The following is a 26,966-nucleotide window of genomic DNA, read 5'->3' on the forward strand; positions in this document are numbered from 1 at the left end:
ACGAGCGGGCCGTTCACGGACGCGTAGTCCTGGTTCGCGCCGGCGCCCAGGACGGAGGGGACCACGGTGTGCGTGGTCGAGAGCGGCATGGCCAGCCCGAGGGAGCCGACGACGAGCATCGTGCTCGTGACGAGCTGGGACACGAAGGCCCGCAGCGGGTCCATGCGGATGAGCCGGTGGCTGAGGGTGTAGGTGATGCGCCAGCCGCCGGCGAGCGTGCCGGCGCCCAGTACCAGCGAGCCCAGCACCGCTGCCCACACGGGGACGTGGTCGAAGCTCGCGCCGGAGCCGAGCGCCGAGATGACCAGGAGGGCCACGATCCGCTGTCCGTCCTGGAGTCCGTGCCCGAAGGCCACGACGGCGGCGCCCACCGACTGCGCCGCGCGCAGGCCCGCGTGCGCCTGGCTCGGCTGGGTGTAGCGGACCATCCACGTCACCATCGGCGTCAGGACGAACGCGGCGCCGAAGGCTAGCAGCGGCGAGAGGATGAGCGGCAGCCCGATGGCGAGCCAGAACACGTGGTCGAGCTCGCCCGGGACGCGGCCGCCGAGGATCGCGGAGGCGATGCTCGCCCCGATGAGGCCGCCCACGAGCGCGTGGGTGGACGAGGACGGGTAGCCCTTCCACCAGCCCCAGACGCCCCACAGGATCGCTGCGACGAGCGTGGCCGCCAAGACGGTGAGCCCCCCGCTCCCGGCCGGGACGGTCACGAACACGGTGCCGAGCGCCCTGAGCAGCCAGGCCCCGGCGAGGGTGCCGAGCACGTTGAACGCCGCCGTGAGGACGACGGCGATGCCCGGCGTCAGCGCGCGGGTGCGGACCGTGAGGGCCACGGCGTTGGAGGCATCGCGGAAGCCGTTGAGGAAGCCGAAGGCGCAGACCAGCACGATCGACGCGCCGACGAGCGCAGCGGCCACGTCAGGACTCCCTGACGATGATGCGTCCCACCTGGATGGCCACGGACTGGAACGCGTGGACCGCCTCCAGCAGCGACCGGGCCACCTCGACCGTGCGGGCGTACTGGGTGATCGAGAGCTCGCGGAGGGCCTTCGCGCTCCACACCCGGTGCGTGTGCTCGGCGCGCTTGGAGAGCCGGACCGTGTCCGCCCAGTAGTCCTCGAGGTCCTCGAGCCGGGTGAGGCCGCGCATGGCCGCGGTCGCGAGCTCGGCCTGCCGGTTGACGATGTCGAGCATGTCGGCAGCCTCGGACGGGAGCCGGTCGATGGCGTGCAGCTGGATGAGCTCGCCGACGGCCACGAGGTGCCCCACCGCCTGGGAGAGCCATTCGGAGAGGATGAGCAGGTCCTCGCGGGGGAGCGGGTTGACGAAGCTCGTGCGCAGGCGGGTGAGGAGGGTGCGGCGGAACTCGGTGGTGCGGGCGTCGTTCGCGATGAGGGTGTCCACGAGCTGGTCGTAGTCGGCGCGGTCGGCGCCGAACATCTCCGAGAGCGTCTGCACCGCGAGCATGGACTGCTGCGCCATGGAGGCGAGCAGATCGAGGCCTGCCGTCTCCTGGGGGAACAGCCTGAACTTCATGGGTCTCCGAGCGGGGGCGGTGCGGCCTTCCGGCCGCCGCAGTCCCCGGCGCGATGGCCTCGTGCCGGCGGGATGCCGGCCCCTCGCATCTTACGTGACCGGGGTGAACGCCCTGCCGCGGGCTGGATCCTCGCGGGCTGGATCCTCGCCGGGCCCGCTCCTGTGCGGGCTCCCCGGCGAGGGAAGCAAGGGCGCCGAACCGGGACCGCCTCTCGGCGGAAGGCCGCTCGAAGCGGCTGAGAGTTGGAGCCCGGGGGTGCCGCGGTCCGACGCCACCACCAGTGTTCTACGGCCGTTGGGGGAGAGTCAACCCGGTTGGAAGCTTTGGGTGCCTCGGCCGGGTCACGGCCGGGCGCGCTCAGTCCAGCTGCCCGCGCCGCCACGCCTTGGCGGACGCCTCCAGGTCCTCGGCCGTCTTCACGAGCTGGTTGGCGCTGCGCGTGAGCTTGCTCGCATGCTGCGAATTCGCCCACTCGGCGCTGTCCGCGACCGTGGCCTGCCCGAGCGCCACGACGCGGCAGAACGCCGCCGAGCGCTCGAGCGCCACGTCGAACTCGCCGTCGAACGCGCCGGAGAGAATGGCGTCCGCCATGGCGGTGAGCTCCTCGGCCCCCGGCGGCTCGGCCACGCCGGCCACGGCGTGGGAGACCTGGGCGGTGTCCTTGCCCGCCCGGAAGTACACCGAGATGCGCTCCGGGTCCTGCTTGGTCGCCGCCCGCAGGGCATACAGGCGCCACAGGGCCCCCGGGAGGGACCGTGCGGGGCTCTCCGACCACATCTCGGCGATGGCCTCGAGGCCCTGCTCGTCGGCCAGCCGGACGAGCCTGCGCGTCACCTCGGGGTCCTCGCTCTCGCGGCCGCGGCGCACGAGCGCCTGCGCGGCGAGGTGCGCGGCTTCGGATACCCGGGCGGGGTCGGCACCGCCGGCGAAGGGCTCGAAGTCGATCGGCGCGAACGGCTTCGGCTTGTGGTGCCTGACCGGTCCCGACCCGCTGGATGCTGGGTTCTCGCTCATGCGGCTGCCTCGTTCATGCCCAGTACGGTACTCCTCTCGCGGAGGCGTGCCCATGCAGGGCCCGCGGTCCCGCCCGGGCGCACGACGGCGCGTGGTTGCCCTGCGCTAGAGTTGTGCCGTCCGGCGCATGCCGGGCACCGGGCCTCTAGCTCAGTTGGTAGAGCAGCGGACTTTTAATCCGCGGGTCGTGGGTTCGAAACCCACGGGGCCCACCCATCACCGCAGGCAGCCGCCGCCTGCTGCGCCCCCCCACGACCGAGACGCCCGGGCCCGTTGTTCACGGGGCCCGGGCGCCTTGGCGCGACAACGACTTCCGCACCACTCCCCAGCAGTGGCGGCATGCCGCGCGGGGACGAGGCTATCAGCGAGCCATGCCCTGAGTGAAGGCTGTGGGCTCTGTGAACGCGTGGGGCCAGGGTGAGACCCGGCACCCCCTGTGAGAGCGGTCACCCCGGCCTCCCGGGCCCGTCTATGATGGACGGGATCATTTGGCGCGCGGACGGCGGGGCAGCACCCCGCGGGGCTCCCGTGTGCCCGAACAACCGAAGCGGACCAGGGGGGGGTGGGAGGAGTGCAGGGATGGGACGCAGGGTCGCAGGCCGGGCCAGGACAGAGGGCAGCCGGCGGGCGAGGCGCCGGAGGAACCGGTTCGCCCTGCTGGGCATCGTCGCCGCCTCCGCGCTCGTGGTCGTGGGCCTGGCAGCCTGGGCGCTCGTCCCGCGCCTGACCCAGGCGACGGCGGCGAACTGCGCCACCACCCAGACCTACACGCTCCTGGCCGACTCCACCACGCTGCCCGCGGTCAACGACGCACTCGGCCGCGTCAGCCCGTCGGCGTGCGCGACGTTCAGGGTCGACGTCGCCGACCAGGCCGCCATCGCGGCCAAGGTCGCCGCCGGCACGCAGGCACCCGACCTCTGGCTGGCGGACACCTCCGCGCGCGTCTCGGCGGTCAGCGCCAGCCCCAAGCCCGAGATCGCGGTGCCGTCCGTCGCGTCCTCGCCCGCCGTCGTCGTCCAGAGCAAGGGCGCGCAGGTGCCCGCGACGTGGTCCGGCGTCCTGGCGGCCCCCGGGGTGCTCCTGGGCGACCCGCTCTCGAGCGCGAGCGCGGCCACGGCGCTCGCGGGCGCCGTGGCGGAGGGCCAGTCCGGCGCATCCGACCCGAAGGCGCTCGCGGGCTCGCTGGGACAGCTGGCGCAGACCGCCGCCCAGAGGCCCTCCGGGACGCAGTCGGACTCGGCGCTCCTGGACAGTGCGGAGCGCTCCGACTCGGAGGCGGTGGTGACCGAGAGCTCGTGGATCGACTACGCCTCGTCCCGCCCCTCCACCAAGCTCGCCGCGTCCGCGCCAGCCAGCGGATCGGCCCTCGCGGACTACCCGATCGCGGTCACGTCCCCCGACCCTGCCCGCAGGGCCGGGGCAGCGGACGCCGCGAAGGCACTGGCGGCGGCCCTGACGGACGGCACCGGCCGCGCAGCCCTCGCCGCCCGCGGGCTGCGGTCTCCCGGCGGCAGCATCCCGGACCACGCCGCCGGCTTCGTCGGCACCGTCAAGCCCCTCGAACCGTCCGCCGACGCCCTGACCCGCGCCACCAAGATGTGGGCACTCCAGGCGGTGCCGTTCCGCTCGCTCGTGGTCATGGACGTCTCGGGCTCGATGGGCCTCGACGCCGGCGGGAAGAGCCGCATGCAGCTCACCCAGGAGGCCGCGCTGAAGGGAGCCGCGCTGTTCCCGGACACGGCGCAGCTCGGGATGTGGGCATTCTCCGTGGGGCTCGGCGGACCCGGCCAGGACCACCAGGAGCTCGACCCGATCCGCCGGATGGACGCTGTGACCGACGGCAAGACCCAGCGCGAGCGGATCCAGGGGGACATCGCCTCGCTCGGCGGCCTCGTGGGCGGGGGCACCGGCCTCTACGACACCGCGCTCGCCGCGTTCCGCACGGTCAAGGCCAACTACGACCCCCGGGCCGTGAACTCGGTGATCCTGTTCACGGACGGGTCCAACGAGAAGCCCAACTCGATGACCCTCGACCAGCTCCTCGCGGCCTTCGCGCGGGAGAAGGACCCGGCCAAGCCCGTCATCTTCGTGACCATCGGCATCACCGCGGACGCGGACGAGCCCGTGCTCAAGCAGATCGCCGCCGCCACCGGTGGGTCGAGCTACGTGGCGAAGGACCCCGCCGACATCTCGAGGGTGTTCAGCGAGGCCCTCCTGGCCAGGACGCAGTAGTGCAGGTCAGCGCTCGAGGCGGAATCCGATCTTCAGGGTGACCTGCCAGTCCTTGATCTCGCCCTCCTCGAGGTGGCCGCGAACGGACTGGACCTCGAACCAGTCGAGGTTCCGCACTGTCTGCGACGCCGCGGTCACGCCGTTGCGGATGGCCGCATCGATCCCGTCCGGGCTCGTACCGACGATCTCCGAGATGCTGTAGGTGTTGCCTGCCATGGCTCCTCCTCGGCTGGGGGTGGGATCAGTGCTGGCAGACTAACCCCGTGACCAGTGCTTGGCCAGAGTCGGCGGCGCCGCTCCTCGCCGACGTCGCGGGGCGGCTGCGGGCCGCCGGCTGCGTGTTCGCCGAGGAGGAGGCCGCCCTCCTGATCGAGGGCGCCGAGGACCGCGGGCACCTCGACCGGCTCGTGGCGCTGCGCACCGCCGGAGAGCCGCTCGAGTACCTCGTGGGCTGGGCCGAGTTCGCCGGGCTCCGCGTCGCGGTCGGACCCGGCGTCTTCGTCCCGCGGCGCCGCTCGGAGCTGCTCGTCCGGCTCGCCGCTGCGGCCCTGGCGGACGACGGCGGCGGGCCGCCGGCCGTCGTCGTCGACCTCTGCTGCGGGTCGGCGGCCCTCGGGGCCGGCCTCGCCGCGGCGCTCGGCGCGCGCGGCTGGGGGCCCGGGCGGCTCGAGCTGCACGCCGCCGACCTCGACCCGGCGGCGGCGCCGTACGCCCGCCGGAACCTCGCCCCCTGGGGAGGCCACGTGCACACGGGGGATCTCTTCGCGGCGCTCCCGGGGGCACTGCGCGGCCGCGTCGACGTCATCATCGCGAACGCCCCGTACGTCCCGACCGAGGCGATCGCCCTCATGCCCCCGGAGGCCCGCGACCACGAGCCCCGCGCCTGCCTCGACGGCGGCGCCGACGGACTGGCCCTGCACCGCCGCATCGCCGCCGTGGCCGGCGGGTGGCTGGCCCCCGGCGGCACCCTCGTGATCGAGGTCGGCCGGACGCAGGCCGCCGCCGCGCTCCGGATCCTGGCCGAGGCGGGCCTCGTGGCGCGCGCGGAGGAGGACGAGGACCTCGGCGGCACCGCGGTCGTGGCGGTCAGCGGCTGAGGATCGGTCAGCGGTCCAGGATGTAGGTCCTCAGGTCATCGAGGGTCTGCTGCATGTGCGCGTCCATGGCCGTCCGGGCCGCGACGGGGTCGTGGCGGTGCAGCGCCCCGCTCACGGCCACGTGCATCGCGATGGCGTGCTCCTGGATCTCGGGCACGGCGGAAGTCTCGGAGCGGCGCTCGGCGAGGATCCGGCTGAGCGGCTCGAACAGCACCGCGACGAACGGGTTCCCGGAGGCGTGCAGGATCACGTCGTGGAAGGCGAGGTCCGCCTCGACGAACCGCTCGAGGTCCTGGGCCCGGCTCGCCTCTCGCATCTGGTCCACGAGGGCGTCGAGCGCCGCGAGGTCCTGGTCCGAGATCCGCTCGGCGGCGAGCCCGCAGGCGCCCGCCTCGAGCATCCGGCGCAGCTCGATGAGCTGGACGGCGGCATCGGAGGCGTCCGTGCCCTCGCTCGTCGCGCGGAGGACGGCGTGCAGCGAGCTCCACCGGTTGACCGGGTTGACGAACGTGCCCCGTCCGCGCTCGATCCGCAGGATGTTCTGGGCCGTGAGGGTCCGGATGGCCTCGCGCACGGTCATCCGGCTCACGTCATACCGCGAGCTCAGCTCGAGTTCGCCGGGCACCGCCGAGCCCGGAGGGAACTCGCCGGCCACGATCCGGTCCAGCAACCCGTCGGCGACCTCGCCCACGAGGGATTTGCGCGCCACTGGTCCACTTCCTCTGGGCTGCGCCGGGCGGCCTTGCGCCGCCGCGGAGTGTGTGCCACTCTAGCATCGACATTAGATGTCAGACATCTTACAGATGCCCGATTCGCCCCCGCACAAGGAAGTGTTCGCCGTGCTCCTCGAAGCCGAAGTCCTCGCCGACTACCCTGCCGAGCGCGAGATCGCCGCGCGGGAGGTCGCGGACGCCGTCGCCCGCTCCGGCCGGGTCCTCGTGGTCCTCGACGACGACCCCACTGGCACGCAGTCCGTGGCGGACCTGCCCGTCCTGACCCGGTGGGAGGCCGAGGACTTCCGCTGGGCCTTCGCGGCCCGCCCCGACGGAAGCCGCCCGGCGGCGGTCTACGTCCTCACCAACACCCGCAGCCTGGGCCCCGCCGAGGCCGCCGAGCGCAACCGCCAAGTGGTCGCAGCGGCCACCGAGGCGGCCGAGGAGGCGGGGGTCCCGCTCGCCTTCGTCAGCCGCAGCGACTCCACCCTCCGCGGCCACTTCCCGCTCGAGACGGACGTGCTCGCCGAGGCCATCGCGGCGCAGGGCGGCAAGCCCGTGGACGGCGTCGTCATGGTCCCAGCCTTCCCCGACGCCGGACGCGTCACGATCGGCGGCGAACACTACGTCCGCAGCGGTGAGGGCGCGCTCACGCCCGTGAGCGAGACAGAGTTCGCGAGGGACGCCACGTTCGGCTTCTCCACCTCTTACCTCCCCGCCTACGTCGAGGAGAAGACCGCCGGCCGCGTGCGCGCCGACGACGTGATCGTGCTCGACCTCGGCACCATCCGCGCGGGAGCTGCCGCCATCGCCGACGCGATCGCCCGCGCCCACCACGGGACCCCCATCGTCGCCGACGTCACCGGCGAGAACGACCTGCGCGCCCTCGCCCTGGGCCTCGACGAGGCCGAGCGCCGCGGCGCCTCGCTCCTGTACCGCGTGGGACCCCCGTTCGTGCGCGGACGGATCGGTCAGGAGGTCCGGGCGCCCCTCACAGCCGAGGACGTGTACGGGGACCCGGCCTCGGGCGGCCAGCGAGAGGACCTCGCTGCGGGCGGCCTCATCGTGGTCGGCTCCCATGTAGGGCTCACCACCCGGCAGCTCGAGCGGCTGACGGCCCGGCACTCCTCCGCGCGCACCATCGAGATCGACGTCAACGAGCTCCTCGACCCGCAGAGGGCCGCAGGGCACCTCGAGGCGGCCGTCGGCGCCGTCGTCCGCGCCCTCGCCGACGGCGACGTCATCCTCCACACCTCCCGGGTCCTCGTGAAGGACGAGGACCCGGCGAAGAGCCTCCAGATCGCCCGCACGGTGAGCGCCGCCGTCGTCAGCGTCGTGAACCGCGTCCTGGCAGCCGCGCCGCCGCGGTTCGTCATCGCCAAGGGCGGCATCACCTCCTCCGACGTGGCCGCGCACGGCCTCGAGATCCGCCACGCCGTGGTGCGCGGGCCGATGCTCCCGGGCATCGTCTCGCTGTGGGAGCCGGTCGACGGCCCGGCCCGCGGCATCCCGTACATCGTGTTCGCGGGCAACGTGGGCGACGACGAGTCCCTCGCCCAGGTCACCCGGACCCTCAGCACGACGTTCTGACAGGAGAGACCCATGACTGACACTTCTGCGGCCACGACCACGGTCGCCGTCCTTGGCCTCGGCGCCATGGGCCTGCCCATGGCCACCCGGCTCGCGACCGGCCTCACCGTCCACGGCTTCGACATCGCCCAGCCGCGCCTCGACCTCGCCGCAGCCGCCGGCATCAGGACCTTCGGCTCCGCGGCAGACGCCGTCGTGGGAGCCGACGCCCTGCTGCTCGCCGTCCGCAACGGCGACCAGCTCGATGAGGTCCTGTTCGGCGAAGGCGGAGTCGCCGCCTCGCTCCGCCCCGGCGCCGTCGTGATCCTCACGAGCACGGTAGGGACCGAGGCCATCCCCGGCACCGCGGCCCGCCTCGCAGAGCTGGGCGTCGGCCTCGTCGACGCCCCGCTCTCCGGGGGCCCCGTGCGTGCCGGCGAGGGCGACCTCCTCATCGTGGTCGGCGCCGCGCCGTCCGACCTCGAGAAGGGCCGCCCGATCCTCGACCTCCTCGCCTCCACCCTCACCGTGGTGGGCGACAGGCCCGGCGACGGGCAGGCGCTCAAGACCGTCAACCAGCTCCTGTGCGGCGTGCACATCGCCGCCGCCGCCGAGGCGCTCGCGCTCGCCGACGCGCTCGGGCTCGACACCGCGAAGACGCTCGAGGCCCTGGGTGCCGGGGCGGCGGGATCGTTCATGCTCTCCAACCGCGGGCCCCGCATGCTCGAGGCCTACTCCGAGGAGGGGGCCGAGGTCCTCTCGCGGCTGGACATCTTCGTCAAGGACATGGGGATCGTGGGGAAGGCTGCCCGCTCCGTGGGGCTCCCGGCCCCCGTCGCCGCCGCGGCCGAGCAGCTCTACCTGCTCGGAGCCGCACAGGGTCTGGCGGCCGCGGACGACTCCGCCGTCATCAAGGTCGTCGCACCCGCCCCGCGGACCGCCGGACAGGCAGGCTGAGCGGGCAGCCCGAGTCGGGTCGGTAGGCTGGTGCGCATGACGACGGCGCTCATCACCGGCGCGAGCAGTGGCCTCGGGGCCGAGTTCGCGCGGCAGCTCGCGGCCCAGGGGCACGATCTCGTCCTCGTGGCGCGGGGCCAGGACCGCCTCGATGCCCTGGCGAAGGAACTCGGGGGGCGCCATGGCGTCGCGACTGAGGTCCTCGCCGCGGACCTCACTGACCCCGTGGACCTCGGCACCGTGACCACGCGGCTGGCGGACCCCTCGAGGCCCATCGGCATCCTGGTCAACAACGCGGGGCACGGGCTCCTCCACGACTTCCACCACACGCCGGTCGAGGAGGAGGTGCACCACCTCCGGCTCCACGTAGAGGCCGCCCTGAAGACCACCAGGGCCGTTCTCCCGGGCATGCTCGCGCGCGGGGAGGGCCGGATCGTCAACGTGGCGAGCGTCGCGGCCTTCCTGCCGCGCGGGACCTACTCGGCGGCCAAGGCCTGGCTGCTCGCCTTCAGCCGCTGGGCCAACGTGCACTACCGGCGCTCCGGCGTGCTCGTCACGGCGCTGTGCCCGGGGCTGGTGCGGACCGAGTTCCATGCGCGGATGGGCATGGAGACACGCTGGATTCCAGGGTGGGCTTGGCTCCGTGCTGAGCGGGTGGTCCGCGACGGCCTCCGCGACAATCTGGCCGGCCGCTCGGTGTCCGTCCCGTCGATGCGGTACAAGGCCGTCCGCGCGGCCGCGGCCGTGCTGCCGGACCGCATCCTCGGTGGTCCGGCGCGGCGCCCCAAGCGCTAGGCGGCATAAGGTCGGCCGGCGGGCGCGGGTCAGAACGGCGGCGGTTCCTCGGCACGCTGTTCCGGCGGCGGCCCGTGCTCAGGTTCGGGCGGTGGGGGTGGTCCGGACGGCTGGGCCAGTTCGCCGGGCCGGGCAGTGAGATCAGCGCCCCGTGGACCCGGGATGTGATCGCGGTCCAGGGGTTCCGCGGGATGGCCGTAGCCGAGGAGCGTGGTCCACACGAGGTCTCCGGAGGCTCGGCGTTGAAGCGTGAACAGCGCGAGCGACTTGAGCGCGTGGTGCTTGGGGCACAGGAGCGCAAGGTTGTCGGCATCGGTGCTGCCGCCGTCCTGCCACTCGACCGTGTGGTCGATCTCCGCGCGGTGCGCGGCGCGCATGCACCCTGGCACGCGGCATGAACCGTCCCTGTAGCGGATGAAGCGTCGCAGGGAATCCGGCGGCCGATACGCCGCCCTGCCGAGCTTGACGGGCACTCCTTCGCTGTCTGTCCAGAGGCGCTGCCACGTCGGCGCTGCCGCGGCAGGCCCACGGGCCGTGTGGGCGTCCACGACGCCGTAGCCCTCGAGCTCGGCCGTATCGGCGGATGCCCCGAGGAGCACCGCCGCCGGGATGTGGACCACGATCTCCGGCCGCAGGAGGTCCGCGAGGCCCTCCGGCGAGGGCACCCGGACAGGCGGCGCCCCGGCGTCGTACGTCGCGGGGGTAGGCCTCTCGGTCGTGCCGCCCGCTTCGAGCAGCGTCTGGGCGAACGCGTCGGCGCGAAGTTGCGGCAGGGTGCGGTACTCGCCCTCGGTCTGGTGGGCGCCGTGGGCCATGGCGTCGACGCGATGGAAGGCGGCCATGCCGATCTCGGCAGGCAGGAGGACGGCCAGGGTGCACATCCCGTCGTCGTCCGGGCGCAGCCAGACCCCGCGATCGGCCTCGGCGCGGGTGCGGCGGCGACCGATGGACTCGGGATGCAGGCGCTCCCGCAGCGCCAGGACGACGCGGCGCAGCTCGCTCGGCGTGCGCCGATGGCCTTTCCGGGTACGAAGGCGTCGCAGGGCCTCGATGCCGAACATCTCGGTCGCGGTCTCGGGCAGCGTCGCCGCCTGCTCGACGATGATCCGGGCGTGCGCCTCCGTCAGGTCCCCGGAGAGGAGGACCTCGTGCACGGCGGGATGACGGCCCACGAGGGCCTGGCAGAAGTCCACCGTCCGGGCGGCCGCGGCCTCGGAGGTTCCTTGGAGGAGGGCGACCTCGGACATTGTGGCAGCGTGGGCGACGTCCCCGCTGAGCCGGGTGGGCTGGCCATCACGGCCTTCGAGCGGCTCCTCCGAGATGAGCTGCGCACACCGGTCCACGAGGAACGCCCGCATCGCGGCGCTGTACGCGTCGAAGTCGGCGAACGCCTCAAGCGCTTCCGCCACTCCTTGCGCGGTGTCCAGCGCCGTGGGGTCCAGGGCAAGCAGACCTCCGAGCACCGCCGGACGCCGTGAGCTGAACGAGAGCTCGTCCGGCACCGCCAGTGGTGGTTCGGCAGGCGTCGTCGCCCTACTTGGGCGGGAGCTCCATGACCCGTACCGGCGACCCATCGGCCCAGGCTGCGATGTCCTCCACCGCGTCCCGGTAGAAGACCCCGTACTGCTCGCGCGTGACATAGCCGATGTGCGGCGTCAGGAAGGTCCGCGGCGCACGCCGGAGAGGGTGGTCTGCCGGGAGCGGCTCGAGGTCGTACACGTCGAGGGCCGCGCCGCCGATCCGCCCCGCCTCGAGGGCGTCCACGAGCGCCGCCTCGTCCACGATCGGACCGCGCGAGGTGTTCACGAGCAGCGCATCCGGCTTCATGAGGGCCAGCTCCGGGGCGCCGACGAGCCCGCGCGTCCGCTTCGACAGCACCAGGTGGACCGAGAGGATGTCCGCCTCGGCGAAGAGCTCCTCCTTCCCGACCCGGCGCACGCCGACCTCCGCCGCGCGCTCGTCGTCGAGGTTCTGGCTCCAGGCGATGACGTCCATGCCGAACGCGAGGCCCACCCGTGCCACGCGGCTGCCGAGGTTGCCCAGGCCCAGCAGGCCCAGCCGCGCGCCCTCGAGCCCGCGCCCCACGGTGCTCTGCCAGCCCACACCGCCCGTCCAGCCGGATCCGCCCGAGCCGAGCTCGGCGTCGAGCCGACGGGTGGCCGCATGGATGAGCGCCCACGTGTGCTCGGCGGCGGGGGAGGGGAGATAGCCGGTGCCGCACACCGTGATGCCGCGGGCGGCCGTCGCCTTGAGGTCGATCGATGCGTTGCGCCGGCCCGTCGAGACGATGAGCTTCAGGTTCGGCAGCCGCTCGAGCCTCGCCGCGGTCAGGGGCGTGCGCTCGCGCATCGCCACGAGCACGTCGAAGGGCGCGAGCGCCGAGGCCACGGCGTCGTCGTCGTGCCCCAGGTGCTCGCGGAACACCGTGACGTCGGCGCCCGCGTCCTCGAGCCGGGCGAACCCGCCCGCTTCCCGGGCCACGCCCTGGTAGTCGTCGAGGATCGCGATCTTCAGTCCCTGGATGCCGGTGGGGGAAGCCATGGGCCCAGCCTAATTGCGGCCGGCCCAGTTCAGGCGCCTGCGGAATGGCCCTGCCGTGTTGGCGGCGGCGCCGCTACCCTCGATCCATGGCAGACTCGATCCGCTCCCCCCGCACCGCCCGGAGCTCCGGGCCGCGCGCCGCCCGGGACCAGGGCGCCCCCCGCCTCGAAGCGCTCGTCCTCGACGGGCTCGAGCCCGGTCTCGCGGGCGACCCGGAGGCCGGGCACCGCACGGAGGGGCTCGCGTTCGACGGCGCGGACTTCACAGGCCTCGAGCTCGGCGCCGCCACCTTCTCCGAGTGCGCCTTCCGGGATGTCACGGCGCACGACGCCGACCTCGGCTCGGCCTCGTTCCTCGACTGCCGCTTCGAGCGGCTCAACGCCCCGAGCCTGCCTGCACCGCGGAGCCGCTGGCGCGGAGTGGAGATCGACGCCTCCCGGATCGGCTCGGCGGAGCTCTACGACGCCGAGCTCAACGGCGTCCTCGTGCGCGGCTGCAAGCTCGGCTACGTCAACCTGCGCGGCGCGCGCCTGCGGGATGTGAAGTTCGAGGACTGCGCGATCGAGGAGCTCGACCTCGGCCACGCCTCGGCCCTGCGCGTGGCCTTCGAAGGCACCCAGGTCGATGCGCTCGACGTCAGGGGCGCCTCCCTCGAGCACGTGGACCTGCGAGGAGCCCGCCTCTCCCGGGTGTCCGGGATCGACGGGCTCCGTGGGGCGACCCTGAGCAGACTTCAGGCCGCCGAGCTCGCGGAGCTCATGGCCGAGCGGCTCGGGATCGCCATCGAGGGCTGAGGCCCCCTAGTTCTTGACCGGTGCGGGCGCCAGCGTGACCTCGGGCACCGGGCCGGAGATCGGGCCGGACGCGACGGGGGCCTCGCCGGAGACCTGCGCCTCGAGCGCGGTGGCCTCCAGATCCACGCCGGCCTCCTCGGCGGCCTCGACGGCAGCCGGGTGGTCGAGCGGGAGCTGCAGCGCCACGCCGTCGTCCGCCACCGCGACGGGAACCTCCGGCAGCGGCATGTGCGCGAGGTCGATGTTCGGGTCCTCCTCCTGGTGCGCGACCACCTCGCGCGCCTCGGCCTCGGTGTCCACGCTGGGCAGCGAGCCCGGCAGCGGGCGCTGCGACGACTCGCGCAGGAACCAGATGGCCACCGCGCCGACCACCGAGGTGGCCATGAGGTAGTACGCCGGCATCATGTCGTTGCCGGTGGACTGGATCAGGGCGTCGATGATGAACGGCGTCGTGCCGCCGAAGATCGCCACCGCGAAGTTGTAGGCGATGCCCATGGCGCCGTAGCGGCTCGCCGTGGGGAACTGCGCCGGCAGGGCCGACGCGAGGTTGGCCACGTAGAACGTCACGGGGAACGCGATGAGCGCGAGGCCCGCGAGCGTCGCGGGGATGGATCCCACGCCGATGAGCAGGAACGCCGGGATCGAGAGCACGATCGTGCTCACGGCGCCGATCCACAGGACCGGGCGGCGGCCGATCTTGTCGGAGAGCTTGCCCGTGAGCGGGATGCACAGGCTCATGACCACGAGCACCGGGATGGTGAGGATGGTGCCGTGGAGCTCGTCGTAGCCCTTGGACTCGGTCAGGTAGGTCGGCATGTACGAGGTGAGCGCGTAGCCCACTGTGTTGGCCGCGGCGACGAGGACCATGGCCACGACGATCTGGCGCCAGTAGCTGCGCACGATCTGCAGCGGGCCCTTGGTGGCGACCTCGTCGTGCGAGGCGAGCTCGCGGCTCATGTTCTCCTGGGCGTCGAGGGCCGCCTGGAAGGCGGGGCTCTCCTCGATGCGGAGGCGGAACCAGATCGCGATGGCGCCGAGCGGGCCCGCGATGAGGAACGGGATGCGCCAGCCGTACGCCACCATGGCGTCCTGGCCCAGAGTCAGCTGGAGCACCGAGACGATCGCGGCGCCGAGCGCGAACCCGATGTAGGAGCCCATGTCGAGGAAGCTCGCGAGGAAGCCGCGGCGCTTGTCCGCCGCGTACTCGCTCACGAACGTCGTGGCACCCGCGTATTCGCCGCCGGTGGAGAAGCCCTGGATGAGCTTGATGGCGACGAGGAGGATCGCTGCCCAGATGCCGATCTGCGCGTAGCCGGGCAGGAGGCCGAGGGCGAACGTCGCGGACGCCATCGTGATCAGGGTCATCGCGAGCACGCGCTGGCGTCCGATCTTGTCGCCGAGCCAGCCGAAGAACACGCCGCCGGCCGGGCGGGCGATGAACGTCGCTGCGAACGTCCCGAGGAGGAAGAGGGTCTGGACGGTGCGGTCTGCCTCGGGCAGGAACACCGGTCCCATGGTGGTGATGAGGTATCCGAAGACACCCACGTCGAACCACTCCATCGTGTTGCCCACGATGGTCCCGCCGATGGCCCTCTTGAGCATCGGCTGATCGACGACGTTGACGTCGTCGACCCTCAGCTTTCGTTTGCGGAACACCACGCGCCGGGGGCGCTGTGGCTCGGTCATCTGACGCTGGTCTCGTGACATGGCATTCAAGTTTAGTCGAGGGTCTTTCGATCTGAGAGTTGAAGGTCGATATCCCGCGTGGTCCGCCTCACGCCCGCGCGTGCGCCCGGACACTATCGGGTTCTCGGCGCGAGAGCGCCGCGCACCGCCGGCAGCCGCATGGTTCCGGGGGATTGTGCGCGTACGACGCCGTCCTGCCGCCACGCGCCGCCAGCTCGCCGGATCGTGGCGAATGTCATCGGCAGATGGTTATTGAGTTGTGACCTTCGATGGGGTAGGGGCATGCGCGTACGGTGCCCTTGCGCCCAGATATGCAAACATGCAAATATGTCGATATGTCTTTCCTCGATGTCGCTCCAGCGGACGCCGCGGTGTGCTGCTCGCCTGTCTCCGGCAAGCCGCTCTCCCACGACGAAGCCGAGAAGATCGCACCGGTGCTCAAGGCGCTGGGCGAGCCGGTGCGCCTGCGGCTCATGTCCCTCATCGCTGCCCACGCGGGCGGGGAGGCCTGCGTGTGCGACCTCAATGAGAGCTTCGACCTCTCCCAGCCCACGATCAGCCGGCATCTGAAGATCCTGCACGACGCGGGGCTGCTCGAGCGGGAGAAGCGGGGAGTCTGGGTGTACTACCGTGCCCGGACCGAGGCGCTGGGAAGCCTTGCGGCACTCCTGGCGGGCACCGGGAAGTGACGGCGGATCTCCGCCGCGCCGTGGCGGAGCTCGTGGGTTCCGCCTTCCTGGTCGCAGCCGTGGTGGGTTCCGGGATCATGGCCTCGCGCCTCTCTCCGGCCGATGCGGGCCTGGCGCTGCTGGAGAACAGCGTCGCCACGGGCGCGGTCCTGGTCGCGCTGATCGTTGCGCTTCAGCCCGTCTCGGCCTCCTTCAACCCCGTCGTGACCCTCGTCGAACGTGCCCTGGGCATGATCGGCACGAGGACGGCGGCCCTTCTGGTCGCGGCCCAGATCCTCGGCGGACTGGCCGGGACGGTCGTCGCGAACCTGATGTTCGGCCTCCAGCCGGTGTCGGCCTCCGGGCACAGCCGCTCCGGGCCCGGGCTGTGGCTCGGCGAGGTCGTAGCGACCGTGGGACTGCTCCTGGTCGTCTTCGGGACCTCGCGCTCCGGCCGCGCCGACCGCGTCGCTTTCGCAGTGGGCGGCTACATAGCGGCAGCCTACTGGTTCACCAGTTCCACGAGCTTCGCCAACCCGGCCGTGACCATCGCCCGGACTGTCACTGACACGTTCGCGGGGATCGCGCCTGCCTCCGCGCCCGGATTCGTCCTCGCCCAGCTCGCCGGCGGCGTCCTCGGATTCCTGCTGGTCCGCCTCCTCTACCCGTCCATCACCACCCCTGCCGCCGAGGCGGCCGACCGAGAGGTCCTCCTATGAGTGACAAGCCCTCCGTCCTGTTCGTCTGCGTCCACAACGCCGGCCGGTCCCAGATGGCCGCCGCCTACCTCAACCACCTCTCCGGCGGCCGGGTCGAAGTCCGATCCGCCGGCTCCGAGCCGGCAGCGACGGTCAACCCCGCCGCCGTCGAGGCGATGCTCGAGGAGGGCATCGACATCCGCACGGAGAAGCCCAAGGTCCTCGCCACCGACGCCGTGAAGGACTCCGACGTCGTCATCACCATGGGCTGCGGGGACACCTGCCCCGTCTTCCCCGGCAAGCGCTACGAGGACTGGCAGCTCGAGGACCCGGCGGGCAAGGGCGTCGACTCCGTCCGGCCGATCCGCGACGAGATCAAGTCCCGGGTCGAGGCCCTCATCGCGGACCTGCTCCCGGCAGGAGGCTCGGGCCGATGACCGCCGTCCTCGCCGACTACCCCGTCGCGGTCATCGGCGCCGGGCCGGTGGGCCTGGCCGCAGCGGCGCACCTCCTCGAGCGCGGTCTCGAACCGCTCGTGCTCGAGGCCGGGCCCGCCGTCGGCTCCGCCATGCGCGAGTGGGGGCACGTGCGGGTCTTCTCGACGTGGCGCTACAACCTCGACCCCGCCTCGGTGCGCCTGCTCGAGCGGCACGGGTGGGAGCCGCCCAGGCCGACGGCCCTCCCGTACGGTGCGCAGATCGTGGAGGGCTACCTCGAGCCCCTCGCCGCCACTCCTGAGCTCGCCGGCCGCATCCGCACCGGCCATCGCGTCCTCGCCGTCACCCGGAAGGACCGGGACAAGGGCAGCAGCCTCGGCCGCGACCAGGCCCCCTTCCTCCTGCGGGTGCAGGGGCCCGACGGCACCGTGGCCGAGGTCCTCGCCCGGGCCGTCATCGATGCCTCCGGCACGTGGGAACACCGCGCGCCGCTGGGATCCTCCGGCCTCCCAGCGCAGGGCGAGGAGGACGCCACGGGGGCGGGACTCGTCACGGCGCCGCTGGTCGACGTCGCCGCGGGCGGCTTCGGCGGCCGCCGCACTCTCGTGGTGGGCGGTGGCCACTCGGCCGCGAACAGCGTCCTCGCGCTCGCCCAGCTCGCCCGGACGGAGCCCGGCACGGAGGTCGTCTGGGCGATCCGGGCAGCCACCCCCGCCCACGCCTACGGCGGAGGGAATGCCGACGAGCTCCCTGCGCGGGGCCAGCTCGGCACCCGCCTGCAGGCCATGGTCGGTTCCGGCGCTGTCCAGCTCGTCACCGGCTTCCGCACCGAACGGCTCGAGGTCCTCGACAGGCGGCGCCTGCGGGTCCACGCCGCGGACGGGCGCACGCTCGAGGTCGACAGGCTCATCCCCGCGACCGGATTCCGGCCCGACCTCTCGATCCTGTCCGAGGTCCGCCTCGACCTCGACCCCGCGGTGGACGCGCCCCGGCGCCTGGGGCCGCTCATCGATCCGGACTTCCACTCGTGCGGGACGGTCGAGCCCCACGGCGCCGCGGTCCTCGCCCACCCCGAGAAGGACTTCTACATCGCCGGCATGAAGTCCTACGGCCGGGCTCCGACCTTCCTCATGGCCACTGGCTACGAGCAGGTCCGCTCGATAGCTGCCGCGCTCGCGGGCGACGCCGCGGCGGCCGACGCGGTCGAACTGGAGCTCCCGGCGACGGGCGTGTGCTCGGGGATCGGATCGGACGGCAGCGCCGACGAGGCCGCACTCGCCGGCTCGTGCTGCAGCGCGCCCGAGCGCTTGCCCGTCTCGATCGGCTTCCCGACGGGGCTGCGCCACGGCCGCGCCGCCGAGGGCGCCGGCATCTGAACCCCAGCAGCTGAACGGCAGCGGCTGAACCGCAGCAGCTGAACGCAGAGAGGAGCGCGGCCGGTCCCTTCAGGGATCCGGCCGCGCTCCTCTGTGCCCTGTGCCCTGTGGGCCAGAGGCCCCTAGGGCCTACTCGGCGTCGTGGTCCGTCTCGAGGACCGTCACGAGCTTCGCAAGGGCCTCGTCGGCACCCGGGCCCTCGGCCCGCAGCACAACCTGCTGGCCGTACTCGGCGCCCAGGCTCATGAGGGAGAGGATGCTCGAGGCGTCCATGGCCTCGTCGGCGGGCTCCCCGACCTTGGCGATCGTGACGTCGAGGCCAGCCTCGCCTGCGGCCTCGGCGAAGATGGCCGCCGGGCGGGCGTGCAGGCCCACGCGCGAGCCGATCGTTGCGGTGCGTTCTGCCATGTGGTGCTCCTTGTTCTTGGGGGGTCGGGCTGGTGGGGGAAGCGTACTGCGTCGGTGCCGGGGCCGGTACCGACGGGCCTAGAGCCCGAGCTCGTCCAGGATCGGCAGGCCGCCGCGGACGGCGTCCCGGGCTGCCTCGGCGGACGGGGCCGCGAGGGCCTGGGCAGCGAGCTGCCTGGCCTCGGCCACGGTGACGGTGGCCAGGACCCGGTTGACGGCGGTCAGGGCGCGCGGCGACATCGACAGGGTCGTGACGCCGAGGCCCACGAGTACCGCGGCGAGGGCGGGATCGGCGGCGGCCTCACCGCAGACGCCCACCGGCTTGGCGGTGCCGGTGGCCTCGGAGGCCGCCGCGGCGCCGTCGCACGTGGCCTTGACGAGGTGCAGCACCGCGGGCTGCCACGGGTCGTTGAGGTGCGCGAGCGGGCCGAGCATGCGGTCTGCCGCCATGGCGTACTGCGTGAGGTCGTTCGTGCCCAGGGAGGCGAAGTCCGCGTTCTTCAGGATGTGCGAGGACGTGAGGGCCGCCGACGGGACCTCGACCATGACGCCCGCCGTCTTCAGACCGGCGTCCTTCGCCAGCTCGGTGAAGTGGGCCGCCTCGTCCGCCGTGGCGATCATCGGGGCCATGACCCAGACCTCGGCCTCGTTCTCCTGCGCGGCCTGGGCGATGGCGGCGAGCTGGCGCGCCAGGACGCCGGGGCTGGTCCAGTCCGTGCGGTAGCCGCGCACGCCGAGGGCGGGGTTGGGCTCGTCCGCGTTGGTCAGGAACGGCAGCGGCTTGTCGGCTCCGGCGTCGAGGGTGCGGATCACGACCTTCTTGCCGCCGAACTCCTTGAACACGGCCGTGTAGGCGGCCACCTGCTCCTCGTGGGTGGGCTCGGTGTCCCGGTCGAGGAAGCAGAACTCGGTGCGCAGCAGGCCCACGCCCTCCGCGCCGGCGGCGGCGGCCTTGGCAGCGTCCTTGCCAGTGGCGACGTTGGCGAGCAGCGGCACGGCGTGCCCGTCGGCGAGCCGGTTGCCTCCGGCGAACCCCGCGGCCAGGGCGGCGGCCTGGGTGGCCCAGGCGGCCGCCGCGTCCCGCTCGTGCTGCCCGGGCTCGGTCTGGACCGTGCCCGCTGCGCCGTCCACGTAGACCTCGGAGCCATCCGAGATGGCCTCGACGCCGGCCGCCGCCACCACGGCCGGCAGGCCGAGGGCCCTGGCCAGGATCGCGGTGTGGGACTGGGGGCCGCCGCCGCTCGTGATGAGGGCGGTGACCTTCGCGGGGTCGAGGGTCGCGGTGTCCGCGGGGGCGAGGTCTTCGGCGGCGAGGACGAACGGCTCGTCCGACTCGGGGATGCCCGGAGCCGGGAGCCCGCGGAGCTCGGCGACGATCCGGGAGCGGACGTCCAGGACGTCCGCGGCCCGTTCGGCCATGTAGCCGCCGAGCGACTTGAGCTTCTCCGCGACCGCGGCGCCGGATTCCCACACGGCCCGCTCGGCCGAGCGGGCCCCGCCGTCCGCGGACGGGTCGAGCAGCTTCACGGCGCCCTTGACGAGCATCGGGTCCGCGGCCATGAGGGCGGTCGCCTCGAGGACGCCCTTCGCGTCCCCCGAGGCCGACGCCGCACGGGCCTTCAGCGCCGCCTGGACCGCCTTGGACGCCGAGCGGATCCGCTCGCCCTCCGCGGCGGCGTCCGCGCCGCCGGGGACGGGCCCCGCCGGGGGCTCGCCGACCGGTGCCGGCATCTGCCGCACCCGCCCGATCACACGCCCCGGAGTGACACCGACACCGTGAAACTGCTCCATCATCAAGACCTCGAACTCTCTCTCGCTAGGCGGCGACGGGGACGGGCTCCGCGGCCTCGGGCGCCTTCTTGCCAACGTATCGCTTGAGGGCGATGGTTGCCAGAGCGGTCACCACGACGCCGGCCGCGATCGAGACGACCCAGAGGAAGAAGTTGTCGATCGCGAAGAAGACGAAGATTCCGCCGTGGGGGGCCTTCGAGGAGACGTTGAAGGCCATCGACAGAGCCCCGGTCAGCGCCCCGCCGAGCATCGACGCCGGGATGACCCGCAGCGGGTCCGCGGCCGCGAACGGGATCGCGCCTTCGGAGATGAACGAGGCCCCCAGGAGCCACGCCGCCTTGCCGTTCTCGTGCTCGGTCGCGTTGAAGTTCTTGTGGTCGAGCACGGTGGCGAGCGCCATCGCGAGCGGCGGGACCATGCCCGCAGCCATGACGGCGGCCATGATGTGGTACGGCGCGGCGTTGGTCGCGCTCGCCGCGCTGAGGCCGGCGACGGCGAACGAGTACGCCACCTTGTTGACCGGGCCGCCGAGGTCGAAGCACATCATGAGGCCGAGGATGACGCCGAGGATCACGGCGGCGGCGCCGCTCATGCCCGTGAGCCAGTCGTTGAGGGCCTTCGTGACCACCGCGATGGGGCCGCCGAGCACCACGAACATGAGGCCGGAGGCCACGATGGACGCGACGAGCGGGATGATCGCGACCGGCATGAGGCCGCGCAGCCAGCGGGGAGCCGGGAGGGACGCGAGCCAGTGCGCGGTGTAGCCGGCGAGGAGGCCGCCCACGATGCCGCCGAGGAAGCCGGCCCCCATGAAGCCCGCCACAGCGCCGGCGGTGAAGCCGGGGGCGATGCCCGGCCGGTCAGCCAGGGCGTAGCCGATGTACCCGGCGAGGGCCGGGACGAGGAAGCCGATCGACAGGCCGCCGATCTTGAACAGCACGGCACCGAGGTAGGCGCCGAGCGGGCCCCAGGCCTGCGGTCCGAACTCGGTCGGCAGGCTGAACACGTTGTTCTTGAGGACGATCGTGTCCGCGTACTTGGTGATGTCGTAGCCGCCGAGGAGGAAGCCCAACGCGATCAGGAGGCCGCCCGCGGCGACGAACGGGATCATGTAGCTCACGCCAGTGAGGAGCGCCCGCTTGAGCTTCGCGCCCCCGGACTCGCTCGTCTCGGCGCCGGAGGCGGACGACGCCGACCCGGCGGCTCCGCGGGCGATCCTCCGCCCGCTGGGGTCGGCGGCGACGGCCAGGGCCTCGTCGAGCATGACGCCGGGCTCGTCGATGCCGCGCTTGACCGGCGACTGCACGTACGCCTTCCCCGCGAAGCGCTCCTTGCCGCGCACGTCCACGTCCACCGCGAAGACCACGGCGTCGGCCGCGTCGATCACGGACTGGGGGAGCGGCGTCGAGCCCGCGGACCCCTGGGTCTCGACCTGCACGTCGATCCCCTTGTCCTTGCCGGCGGCGACGAGCGAGTCGGCCGCCATGTAGGTGTGGGCGATGCCGGTGGGGCAGGCGGTGACGGCGACGATGCGCTTCTGCCCTGCCGCGGCGGCCGGTGCGGCAGGTGCCGACGCCGCCGCGTCAGCGGCCGGTGCGGTGCCGGTGAGGCCGAGGGCCTCGTTCACGAGCGCGACTACCTCTTCGCGGGTTGCCGCCGCGCGCAGGGACGCGGTGAAGTCCTTCTTGATGAGGCTCCGTGCGAGCTTCGCGAGGAGCTTGAGGTGCTCCTGGTCCGCGCCTTCCGGGGCGGCGATGAAGAACACGAGGTCGGCGTCGCCGTCCTTCGCGCCGAATCCGACCTTCTGCGACAGGCGGGCCATCGCCAGCGACGGCTCGGTCACAGCCGTGGAGCGGCAGTGGGGGATGGCGATGCCTCCGGGGACGCCGGTGGCGGTCTTCTGCTCGCGCGCCCAGGCGTCCGCGAACAGCCCGTCCACCTCAGTGGCGCGGCCGGCATCTGCAACAAGTCCGGCCAGGTGCCTGATCACGTCGGCGGGGGAAGAGCCCAGCGACGCATCGAGCACCACGAGCTCCGGGGCGATGAGTTCGGTCATGATGAGTCCTTCTCAGAGGGCCGTGACGGTCACGGCAGAGGGGGTGGTCTGGTTCGCTGCCGGGACGGTGGATCCCGGCAGGGACGCGGCGGCGGCCCCGTGGGCCACTGCCTGGCGCAGGCGGCCCTCAGCGTCCGCCCCAGTCGAGTCGGCCAGGAGGTACCCGGCCAGTGAGGAGTCGCCGGCACCGACGGTGCTGACGGCTCTGATCGGCGGGTGCGTGGCGTGCCACGCACCGTCCCGTGTCACGAGCACGGCGCCCTTCGACCCCAGGGTCGCGAGCACCGCTCCGACCCCGGCGTCCACGAGTGCCCGTGCCGCCTTCGCGGCGAGCGCCGGAGAGGCCTCGAGCTCGGCCGGCGTTCCCGTGTCCTGCAGGCCCACGAGTCCGGCGAGCTCCGCGAGCTCGTCGGCGTTGGGCTTGAGGAGCTCTGGTCTGCCCGTGAGGGAGGCCGCGAGCGGCGCGCCGGAGGAGTCGATGGCGATCTTCGGCGCGCTTCCGTCGGCAGCCGAGCGCAGGCGCTCGGCTGCCGTGGCATAGAAATCCTCGGGGACCCCCGGGGGCAGCGATCCGGCGAGGACCACCCAGGAGGCCCCGCGAGCGCGGTCGACGAGGAGGGCGAGCAGGGCTTCCTGGAGGGCCAGGGAGAGCTCGGGCCCAGGCTCGTTGACCTTGGTGGTGACCCCGTCGGGCTCCGTCAGGGCCACGTTCGAGCGCAGCGGCGCCCCGATGGGCAGCGCTGCATACGGCACCCCCGTGGCCGCGAGGCCGGCGACGACGGGATCGGAGGCGTCGCCCGGGAGGACGGCGAGGGTGTCGAGCCCGGAGGCCCGCAGCGCGCGGGCCACGTTCACGCCCTTGCCGCCGGACTCCTGACGCACCGAGACGGCACGCTGGACCTCGCCCCGCAGCAGGGGTGCGCCCAGCTCGACCGTGCGGTCCAGGCTCGGGTTCGCGGTGAGGGTGACGATCATGGCTTCCCTGCCTCTACAACGTCGACTCCGGCCTCCTCGAGGGCGTCGGCGACGTCCCCCTCGGGTGCCCGGTCGGTCACAATGGTGTCCAGCTGGTCGAGGCGGGCGAACTGCACGAGCGTCTCGACCCCGAACTTGGTGTGGTCCACGAGGGCCACGACGCGGCGCGCGCAGCGCACGAAGGCGGCCTTGACGGCGGCCTCCTCGGCATCCGGCGTGCTGAGCCCGAACTGGGCGTGCAGGCCGTTCGCCCCCACGAAGGCGAGGTCCGGGCGCAGGCGCTCGACGGCGTCGACCGTCGCGGGCCCCACGGCCGCCCGGGTGAGCGGGCGGATCCGTCCGCCGAGCAGCTGGACGTTGAGGTTGGCGTCCGCCGCGAGCTTGTCCGCGATGGGCAGGGCGTTGGTCACGACCACGAGGGGCGGCCCGTCCAGGGGGGTGCCCATGAGGCGCTCCGCGAGCGCCTCCGTGGAGCTGCCGGCGTCCAGGAGGACGCTGCCGGCCCGGGAGGACTCGATCAGGTCCGCCGCGGCGTCCGCGATGGCCCGCTTCTCGAGGAGGTTCTGGATCTGCCGCTCGAGGAGGCTCGCCTCCGCGGTCGCCCCGCGCTCGGCGGGGACGGCGCCGCCGTGGACGCGGCGGAGCACGCCCGCGGACTCGAGCGCCGCGAGGTCGCGGCGCACGGTCTCGGTGGTGACGGAGAAGCGCTCGGCGAGTTCGGTGACGCTGACCCGCCCGACCTCGGCGACGCGGTCTGCGACGAGCCGCTGACGCTCTTCGGCGAACATCGACATGCTCGGCACCTCTCCTCTCTGAGCCCCTGTTCCAGCCTGTGGTCCCCATCACACGAATGTGGGATTGATTGACTGTATCTGCGTTTATGTTGGAAAGTCAAGAGGTTCCACATAAACGCAGAAGAGCCCGGCGGAGCGTGTGCTCCGCCGGGCCCAGGGGGTCCGGGACAGCCGCTAGATCTCGCGGCTGTCGCGCCGGGTGACGGCCTCCCCGGTCTCGGGGTCCACCAGCTGCCGCGACTCCGTCACGCGGCGCCGCGGCCGCGAGCTGCCCATCATGACGAGCGAGACGATCAGGCCCAGCACGCCCACGCCGATCAGGATGTAGCCGACCAGCGTCTGGTCGATGAAGGGGATGAGGCCAGGCGTCACCGCGAACGCGAGGATCGCGCCGATGGCGATGAGGAAGATTGACGCACCGATGCCCATAATGAGCTCCTTCCGCCGCTGCCGGTGCACTGGCAGCGCTCCAAGCCCGCGGGGCGCGGGTCGCCGGTCCCTTTCCCCGCTGGCCGCCCTCCGAAACAGTGGGTCCGCCTCGGCGGGCCGGGCCCCCTCCGGCTACGCCGAGCGCGAAGGGCGGGGGACACGTCCGGCGCCCGGGTCTAGCCTGTGCAGATGGCGAAGAAGAACATTGCCCTGCGGATCGCGCAGGACACAGCGCACCAGACGATGTTCGACGCCCGGGGCCAGGCGACTCCCCGCGTCCACCGGGCACTCCTGGCGGCGGTGGACGTGCAGCGCCCGCTCGTGCTGGCCAACCTGCGCCGGCTGCGGCGCCAGCATCCGAAGGATTCCCCCGCCCAGCTCGCGCGCCGCCTCGAGCGCCGGTACCTCACCGCGGTGGGCGGCACGGGCGCCGCCGTGGGCGGCACCGCGGCGATGCCGGGGCTGGGGACCATGACGTCGCTGGGCCTCTCCGCTGCTGCGACCGTGGGCTTCCTCGAGGCGACGGCCCTGTACGCGGCCTCGATCGCGGAGCTCCACGGCGTGCACCTCGAAGACCCGGACCGGGCCCGCACCACGATCATGGCGCTCATGCTGGGGGAGGAGGGCACGGCCCTGCTCTCCGCGCTGGGCGGCCAGGCCCTGGGTCGCGGCGGACACCCGTCCAGCGCCTGGGGGGTGGCGCTGAACCGGTCCGTGCCGTCCTCGGCGGTCAAGGCCATCCAGGGCACCGTGCAGCGGCGCTTCCTCAGGTGGCTGCTCAAGCGGCAAGGCGGTGCGCTCGTGGGCCGCGCCCTCCCGTTCGGAGTCGGTGCGGTGGTCGGGGGTGCCGGCAACTTCCTGATGGGGCGCGCCGTGGTGCGCGCGGCCGAGACGGCCTTTGGCCCGGCGCCCGAGGTGCTGCCCGCCGAGACGCCCCAGCAGGCCGTCGAGCGGGAGATCGAAGAGCGCCGCACGAGAATGCTCGAGGGCCGCGCCGCCACCGGGCCGCTCGCGGACTGAGCCGGCCGGCCGGACCCCGTGCGCGCCGGACGCCGCCGCGCCCGGGGCGGCCCGCGCCGTCGTCCGTCTAGCCGCCGAACACGGCGTGCGCCACGGCAAAGATCAGCAGCCCCGCGAGCGCGCCCACCACGGTGCCGTTGATGCGGATGAACTGGAGGTCCTTGCCGACCTGGAGCTCGATCTTCTCCGAGGTCTCCTGGGCGTCCCAGCGGGCAACCGTATCCTCGATGACGCCCGCGATGTCGTCGCGGTAGGTCGCCACGACGTACGACGCCGCATCCGCGACCCACGCGTTGACCTTCCCCGCCAGCTCCTCGTCCTCGACGAGCCGCGCGCCGAAGTCCCGCACCGCCGTCGTGAACCGCTGGTGCAGCTCGCTGCGTGGGTCCGAGACGGCCTCGAGCAGCACCCGCTTGAGGGTGGCCCAGGTCCGGCCCGCGAGGCTGCGCACCTGCGGGTCGCCGAGGACCTGCGCCTTGATGCCCTCGACCCGGGCGATCATGGCCGGCTCGTGCTGGAGGTCCTGGGCCAGCTCCCGGAGGTAGGCGTCGATGGACCGGCGCACCTGGTGGTCCGGGTCCGACTGCACGGCCGCGACGAACTTGGACAGCTCGATGTAGATCTTGTCGCCCACGAGGTCGTTCGCGAAGCTCGGCACCCACGAGGGCGAGCGGTCCGAGACCACCCGTGTGACGGCCTCGTAGTTCGCCGCGACCCAGTCGGCCGCGCGGTCCACGAGCAGGTCGACGAGCTGGTGGTGGTGGCCGGCCGCGAGGACCTGGTCGGCCACCCGGCCGAGCGGCGGCCCCCACGGCGGCGCGAGCAGGTGGCGCCGGACCATGCCCTCGATCACGGCCTGCACGTCGTCGTCGTTGAGAACGGTGAAGGCCCCGCGCACGACGGCGGCACCCTCCTTCGCGACCCGCTCGGCGCCCGCGGGGCTCGCCAGCCAGGTGCCCGCCTTCCGTGCCACGTCGACGCTGTCGAGCTTGGCGCGCACCACCGCGGAGGAGAGGAAGTTGTCGCGCACGAACCCGCTCAGGGACGCCCCGATCGCGTCCTTGCGCGTGGGGATGATCGCGGTGTGGGGGATGGGCAGCCCCATCGGGTGCTTGAACAGCGCGGTGACGGCGAACCAGTCCGCGAGCGCCCCCACCATGCCGCCCTCGGCGGCCGCCCGCACGTACTGGAGCCACGCGTACCGGTCCTGGAGTGCGAACGAGACCGCGAAGATCACCGCCATCCCGATCAGGAGGGAGAGGGCGAGGGCCTTCATCCGGCTCAGGGCGGCGGCCCGTTCGAGGTCGGTCGGGCCGGGGGCGGACTCCGCTCCCGGGCGGGGGCCGGGGGTGCGGTTCAGCGTCACCATGACTCAACCC

The 26,966-nt window shown here is 73.0% G+C and carries 26 protein-coding genes and 1 tRNA gene; 12 read left to right on the forward strand and 15 right to left on the reverse strand.

Annotated features, from left to right (window positions below; all coding sequences use genetic code 11):
* The 3 genes from ACYVKZ_RS15240 to ACYVKZ_RS15250 all read right to left on the reverse strand — a co-directional run.
* Positions 1-917 (reverse strand): inorganic phosphate transporter (locus tag ACYVKZ_RS15240; protein ID WP_460993071.1); only part of this gene is annotated, 917 nt, incomplete at its 3' end.
* 1 nt (position 918) lies between these two features.
* Positions 919-1,536 carry a nuclease PIN gene (locus ACYVKZ_RS15245; RefSeq protein ID WP_460993072.1) on the reverse strand — a complete coding sequence of 206 codons (618 nt, stop codon included), beginning with the start codon at positions 1,534-1,536 and terminating at the stop codon, positions 919-921.
* A gap of 358 nt (positions 1,537-1,894) precedes the next feature.
* The gene (locus ACYVKZ_RS15250; protein WP_307006919.1) at positions 1,895-2,551 is read right to left on the reverse strand and encodes a hypothetical protein; all 657 of its coding nucleotides are present in this window, start codon (positions 2,549-2,551) and stop codon (positions 1,895-1,897) included.
* A gap of 139 nt (positions 2,552-2,690) precedes the next feature.
* Here ACYVKZ_RS15250 and ACYVKZ_RS15255 point away from each other — a divergent pair.
* Together ACYVKZ_RS15255 and ACYVKZ_RS15260 are read left to right on the forward strand one after the other, a co-directional pair.
* Positions 2,691-2,763, forward strand: a tRNA-Lys gene (locus ACYVKZ_RS15255).
* A gap of 367 nt (positions 2,764-3,130) precedes the next feature.
* The gene (locus ACYVKZ_RS15260; protein WP_460993073.1) at positions 3,131-4,783 is read left to right on the forward strand and encodes a substrate-binding domain-containing protein; all 1,653 of its coding nucleotides are present in this window, start codon (positions 3,131-3,133) and stop codon (positions 4,781-4,783) included.
* 6 nt (positions 4,784-4,789) lie between these two features.
* Here the strand turns inward: ACYVKZ_RS15260 and ACYVKZ_RS15265 are convergent, their stop codons facing one another.
* Positions 4,790-4,999: a dodecin gene (locus ACYVKZ_RS15265; RefSeq protein WP_307006922.1), complete on the reverse strand. Its 210-nt coding sequence runs from the start codon at positions 4,997-4,999 to the stop codon at positions 4,790-4,792.
* Between the two features lie 47 nt (positions 5,000-5,046).
* Here ACYVKZ_RS15265 and ACYVKZ_RS15270 point away from each other — a divergent pair, with 47 nt between their 5' ends.
* Entirely contained in the window at positions 5,047-5,880 is an 834-nt protein-coding gene (locus ACYVKZ_RS15270) for a putative protein N(5)-glutamine methyltransferase (protein ID WP_460993074.1), read from the forward strand.
* 7 nt (positions 5,881-5,887) lie between these two features.
* Here the strand turns inward: ACYVKZ_RS15270 and ACYVKZ_RS15275 are convergent, their stop codons facing one another.
* Positions 5,888-6,589, reverse strand: a complete 702-nt coding sequence (locus ACYVKZ_RS15275) for a FadR/GntR family transcriptional regulator (RefSeq protein WP_460993075.1) — start codon at positions 6,587-6,589, stop codon at positions 5,888-5,890.
* Between the two features lie 76 nt (positions 6,590-6,665).
* Here ACYVKZ_RS15275 and ACYVKZ_RS15280 point away from each other — a divergent pair, with 76 nt between their 5' ends.
* From ACYVKZ_RS15280 to ACYVKZ_RS15290, 3 genes are read left to right on the forward strand one after another with little or no spacing between them, the layout of a single operon-like run.
* Positions 6,666-8,183, forward strand: coding sequence for a four-carbon acid sugar kinase family protein (locus ACYVKZ_RS15280; protein WP_460993076.1), 1,518 nt, complete (start codon positions 6,666-6,668; stop codon positions 8,181-8,183).
* A gap of 12 nt (positions 8,184-8,195) precedes the next feature.
* On the forward strand, positions 8,196-9,119 hold the full coding sequence (locus ACYVKZ_RS15285) for an NAD(P)-dependent oxidoreductase (RefSeq protein ID WP_460993077.1): 924 nt from the start codon (positions 8,196-8,198) through the stop codon (positions 9,117-9,119).
* A 36-nt stretch (positions 9,120-9,155) separates the two neighbouring features.
* Positions 9,156-9,914, forward strand: coding sequence for an SDR family NAD(P)-dependent oxidoreductase (locus ACYVKZ_RS15290; RefSeq protein ID WP_460993078.1), 759 nt, complete (start codon positions 9,156-9,158; stop codon positions 9,912-9,914).
* Positions 9,915-9,943: 29 nt separating this feature from the next.
* On the opposite strand, the gene ACYVKZ_RS15295 is transcribed toward ACYVKZ_RS15290, so the two are convergent.
* On the reverse strand, positions 9,944-11,323 hold the full coding sequence (locus ACYVKZ_RS15295) for an HNH endonuclease signature motif containing protein (protein ID WP_460993079.1): 1,380 nt from the start codon (positions 11,321-11,323) through the stop codon (positions 9,944-9,946).
* A gap of 124 nt (positions 11,324-11,447) precedes the next feature.
* Positions 11,448-12,455, reverse strand: a complete 1,008-nt coding sequence (locus tag ACYVKZ_RS15300) for a D-2-hydroxyacid dehydrogenase family protein (protein WP_460993080.1) — start codon at positions 12,453-12,455, stop codon at positions 11,448-11,450.
* An 86-nt stretch (positions 12,456-12,541) separates the two neighbouring features.
* Here ACYVKZ_RS15300 and ACYVKZ_RS15305 point away from each other — a divergent pair, with 86 nt between their 5' ends.
* On the forward strand, positions 12,542-13,249 hold the full coding sequence (locus ACYVKZ_RS15305) for a pentapeptide repeat-containing protein (protein ID WP_460993081.1): 708 nt from the start codon (positions 12,542-12,544) through the stop codon (positions 13,247-13,249).
* Between the two features lie 6 nt (positions 13,250-13,255).
* Here the strand turns inward: ACYVKZ_RS15305 and ACYVKZ_RS15310 are convergent, their stop codons facing one another.
* Positions 13,256-14,935: an MFS transporter gene (locus tag ACYVKZ_RS15310; protein WP_460993082.1), complete on the reverse strand. Its 1,680-nt coding sequence runs from the start codon at positions 14,933-14,935 to the stop codon at positions 13,256-13,258.
* 335 nt (positions 14,936-15,270) lie between these two features.
* On the opposite strand from ACYVKZ_RS15310, the gene ACYVKZ_RS15315 reads away from it, so the two are divergent.
* The 4 genes from ACYVKZ_RS15315 to ACYVKZ_RS15330 are packed head-to-tail and all read left to right on the forward strand — an operon-like array spanning position 15,271 to position 18,114.
* Positions 15,271-15,624 carry an ArsR/SmtB family transcription factor gene (locus ACYVKZ_RS15315; protein WP_460993083.1) on the forward strand — a complete coding sequence of 118 codons (354 nt, stop codon included), beginning with the start codon at positions 15,271-15,273 and terminating at the stop codon, positions 15,622-15,624.
* Entirely contained in the window at positions 15,621-16,322 is a 702-nt protein-coding gene (locus ACYVKZ_RS15320) for an aquaporin (RefSeq protein WP_460993084.1), read from the forward strand. The genes ACYVKZ_RS15315 and ACYVKZ_RS15320 overlap by 4 nt, the downstream gene beginning before the upstream one ends.
* Positions 16,319-16,738, forward strand: a complete 420-nt coding sequence (locus tag ACYVKZ_RS15325) for an arsenate reductase ArsC (protein ID WP_460993085.1) — start codon at positions 16,319-16,321, stop codon at positions 16,736-16,738. The genes ACYVKZ_RS15320 and ACYVKZ_RS15325 overlap by 4 nt, the downstream gene beginning before the upstream one ends.
* A complete protein-coding gene (locus ACYVKZ_RS15330; protein ID WP_460993086.1) occupies positions 16,735-18,114 on the forward strand; it encodes an FAD-dependent oxidoreductase in 1,380 nt (459 codons plus the stop codon). Before ACYVKZ_RS15325 ends, ACYVKZ_RS15330 begins: the two co-directional genes overlap by 4 nt.
* 129 nt (positions 18,115-18,243) lie before the next feature.
* Here ACYVKZ_RS15330 and ACYVKZ_RS15335 read toward each other — a convergent pair whose 3' ends face one another.
* From ACYVKZ_RS15335 to ACYVKZ_RS15360, 6 genes are all read right to left on the reverse strand, one after another.
* The gene (locus ACYVKZ_RS15335) at positions 18,244-18,522 is read right to left on the reverse strand and encodes an HPr family phosphocarrier protein (RefSeq protein WP_066494625.1); all 279 of its coding nucleotides are present in this window, start codon (positions 18,520-18,522) and stop codon (positions 18,244-18,246) included.
* 78 nt (positions 18,523-18,600) lie between these two features.
* On the reverse strand, positions 18,601-20,313 hold the full coding sequence (gene ptsP / locus ACYVKZ_RS15340; protein WP_460993087.1) for a phosphoenolpyruvate--protein phosphotransferase: 1,713 nt from the start codon (positions 20,311-20,313) through the stop codon (positions 18,601-18,603).
* 25 nt (positions 20,314-20,338) lie between these two features.
* Positions 20,339-22,369 carry a PTS fructose transporter subunit IIABC gene (locus tag ACYVKZ_RS15345; RefSeq protein WP_460993088.1) on the reverse strand — a complete coding sequence of 677 codons (2,031 nt, stop codon included), beginning with the start codon at positions 22,367-22,369 and terminating at the stop codon, positions 20,339-20,341.
* 12 nt (positions 22,370-22,381) lie between these two features.
* The gene (locus ACYVKZ_RS15350; RefSeq protein WP_460993089.1) at positions 22,382-23,344 is read right to left on the reverse strand and encodes a 1-phosphofructokinase family hexose kinase; all 963 of its coding nucleotides are present in this window, start codon (positions 23,342-23,344) and stop codon (positions 22,382-22,384) included.
* On the reverse strand, positions 23,341-24,132 hold the full coding sequence (locus ACYVKZ_RS15355; protein WP_307007063.1) for a DeoR/GlpR family DNA-binding transcription regulator: 792 nt from the start codon (positions 24,130-24,132) through the stop codon (positions 23,341-23,343). The genes ACYVKZ_RS15350 and ACYVKZ_RS15355 overlap by 4 nt, the downstream gene beginning before the upstream one ends.
* A gap of 180 nt (positions 24,133-24,312) precedes the next feature.
* Positions 24,313-24,567 carry a DUF6458 family protein gene (locus ACYVKZ_RS15360; protein ID WP_307006951.1) on the reverse strand — a complete coding sequence of 85 codons (255 nt, stop codon included), beginning with the start codon at positions 24,565-24,567 and terminating at the stop codon, positions 24,313-24,315.
* A 189-nt stretch (positions 24,568-24,756) separates the two neighbouring features.
* Between ACYVKZ_RS15360 and ACYVKZ_RS15365 the strand changes: the two genes are divergently transcribed.
* Positions 24,757-25,587: a hypothetical protein gene (locus ACYVKZ_RS15365; protein ID WP_460993090.1), complete on the forward strand. Its 831-nt coding sequence runs from the start codon at positions 24,757-24,759 to the stop codon at positions 25,585-25,587.
* A gap of 67 nt (positions 25,588-25,654) precedes the next feature.
* On the opposite strand, the gene ACYVKZ_RS15370 is transcribed toward ACYVKZ_RS15365, so the two are convergent.
* The gene (locus ACYVKZ_RS15370) at positions 25,655-26,956 is read right to left on the reverse strand and encodes a DUF445 domain-containing protein (protein ID WP_460993091.1); all 1,302 of its coding nucleotides are present in this window, start codon (positions 26,954-26,956) and stop codon (positions 25,655-25,657) included.
* Between the last annotated feature and the right edge of the window lie 10 nt (positions 26,957-26,966).

This window comes from Sinomonas soli (genome assembly GCF_054782415.1).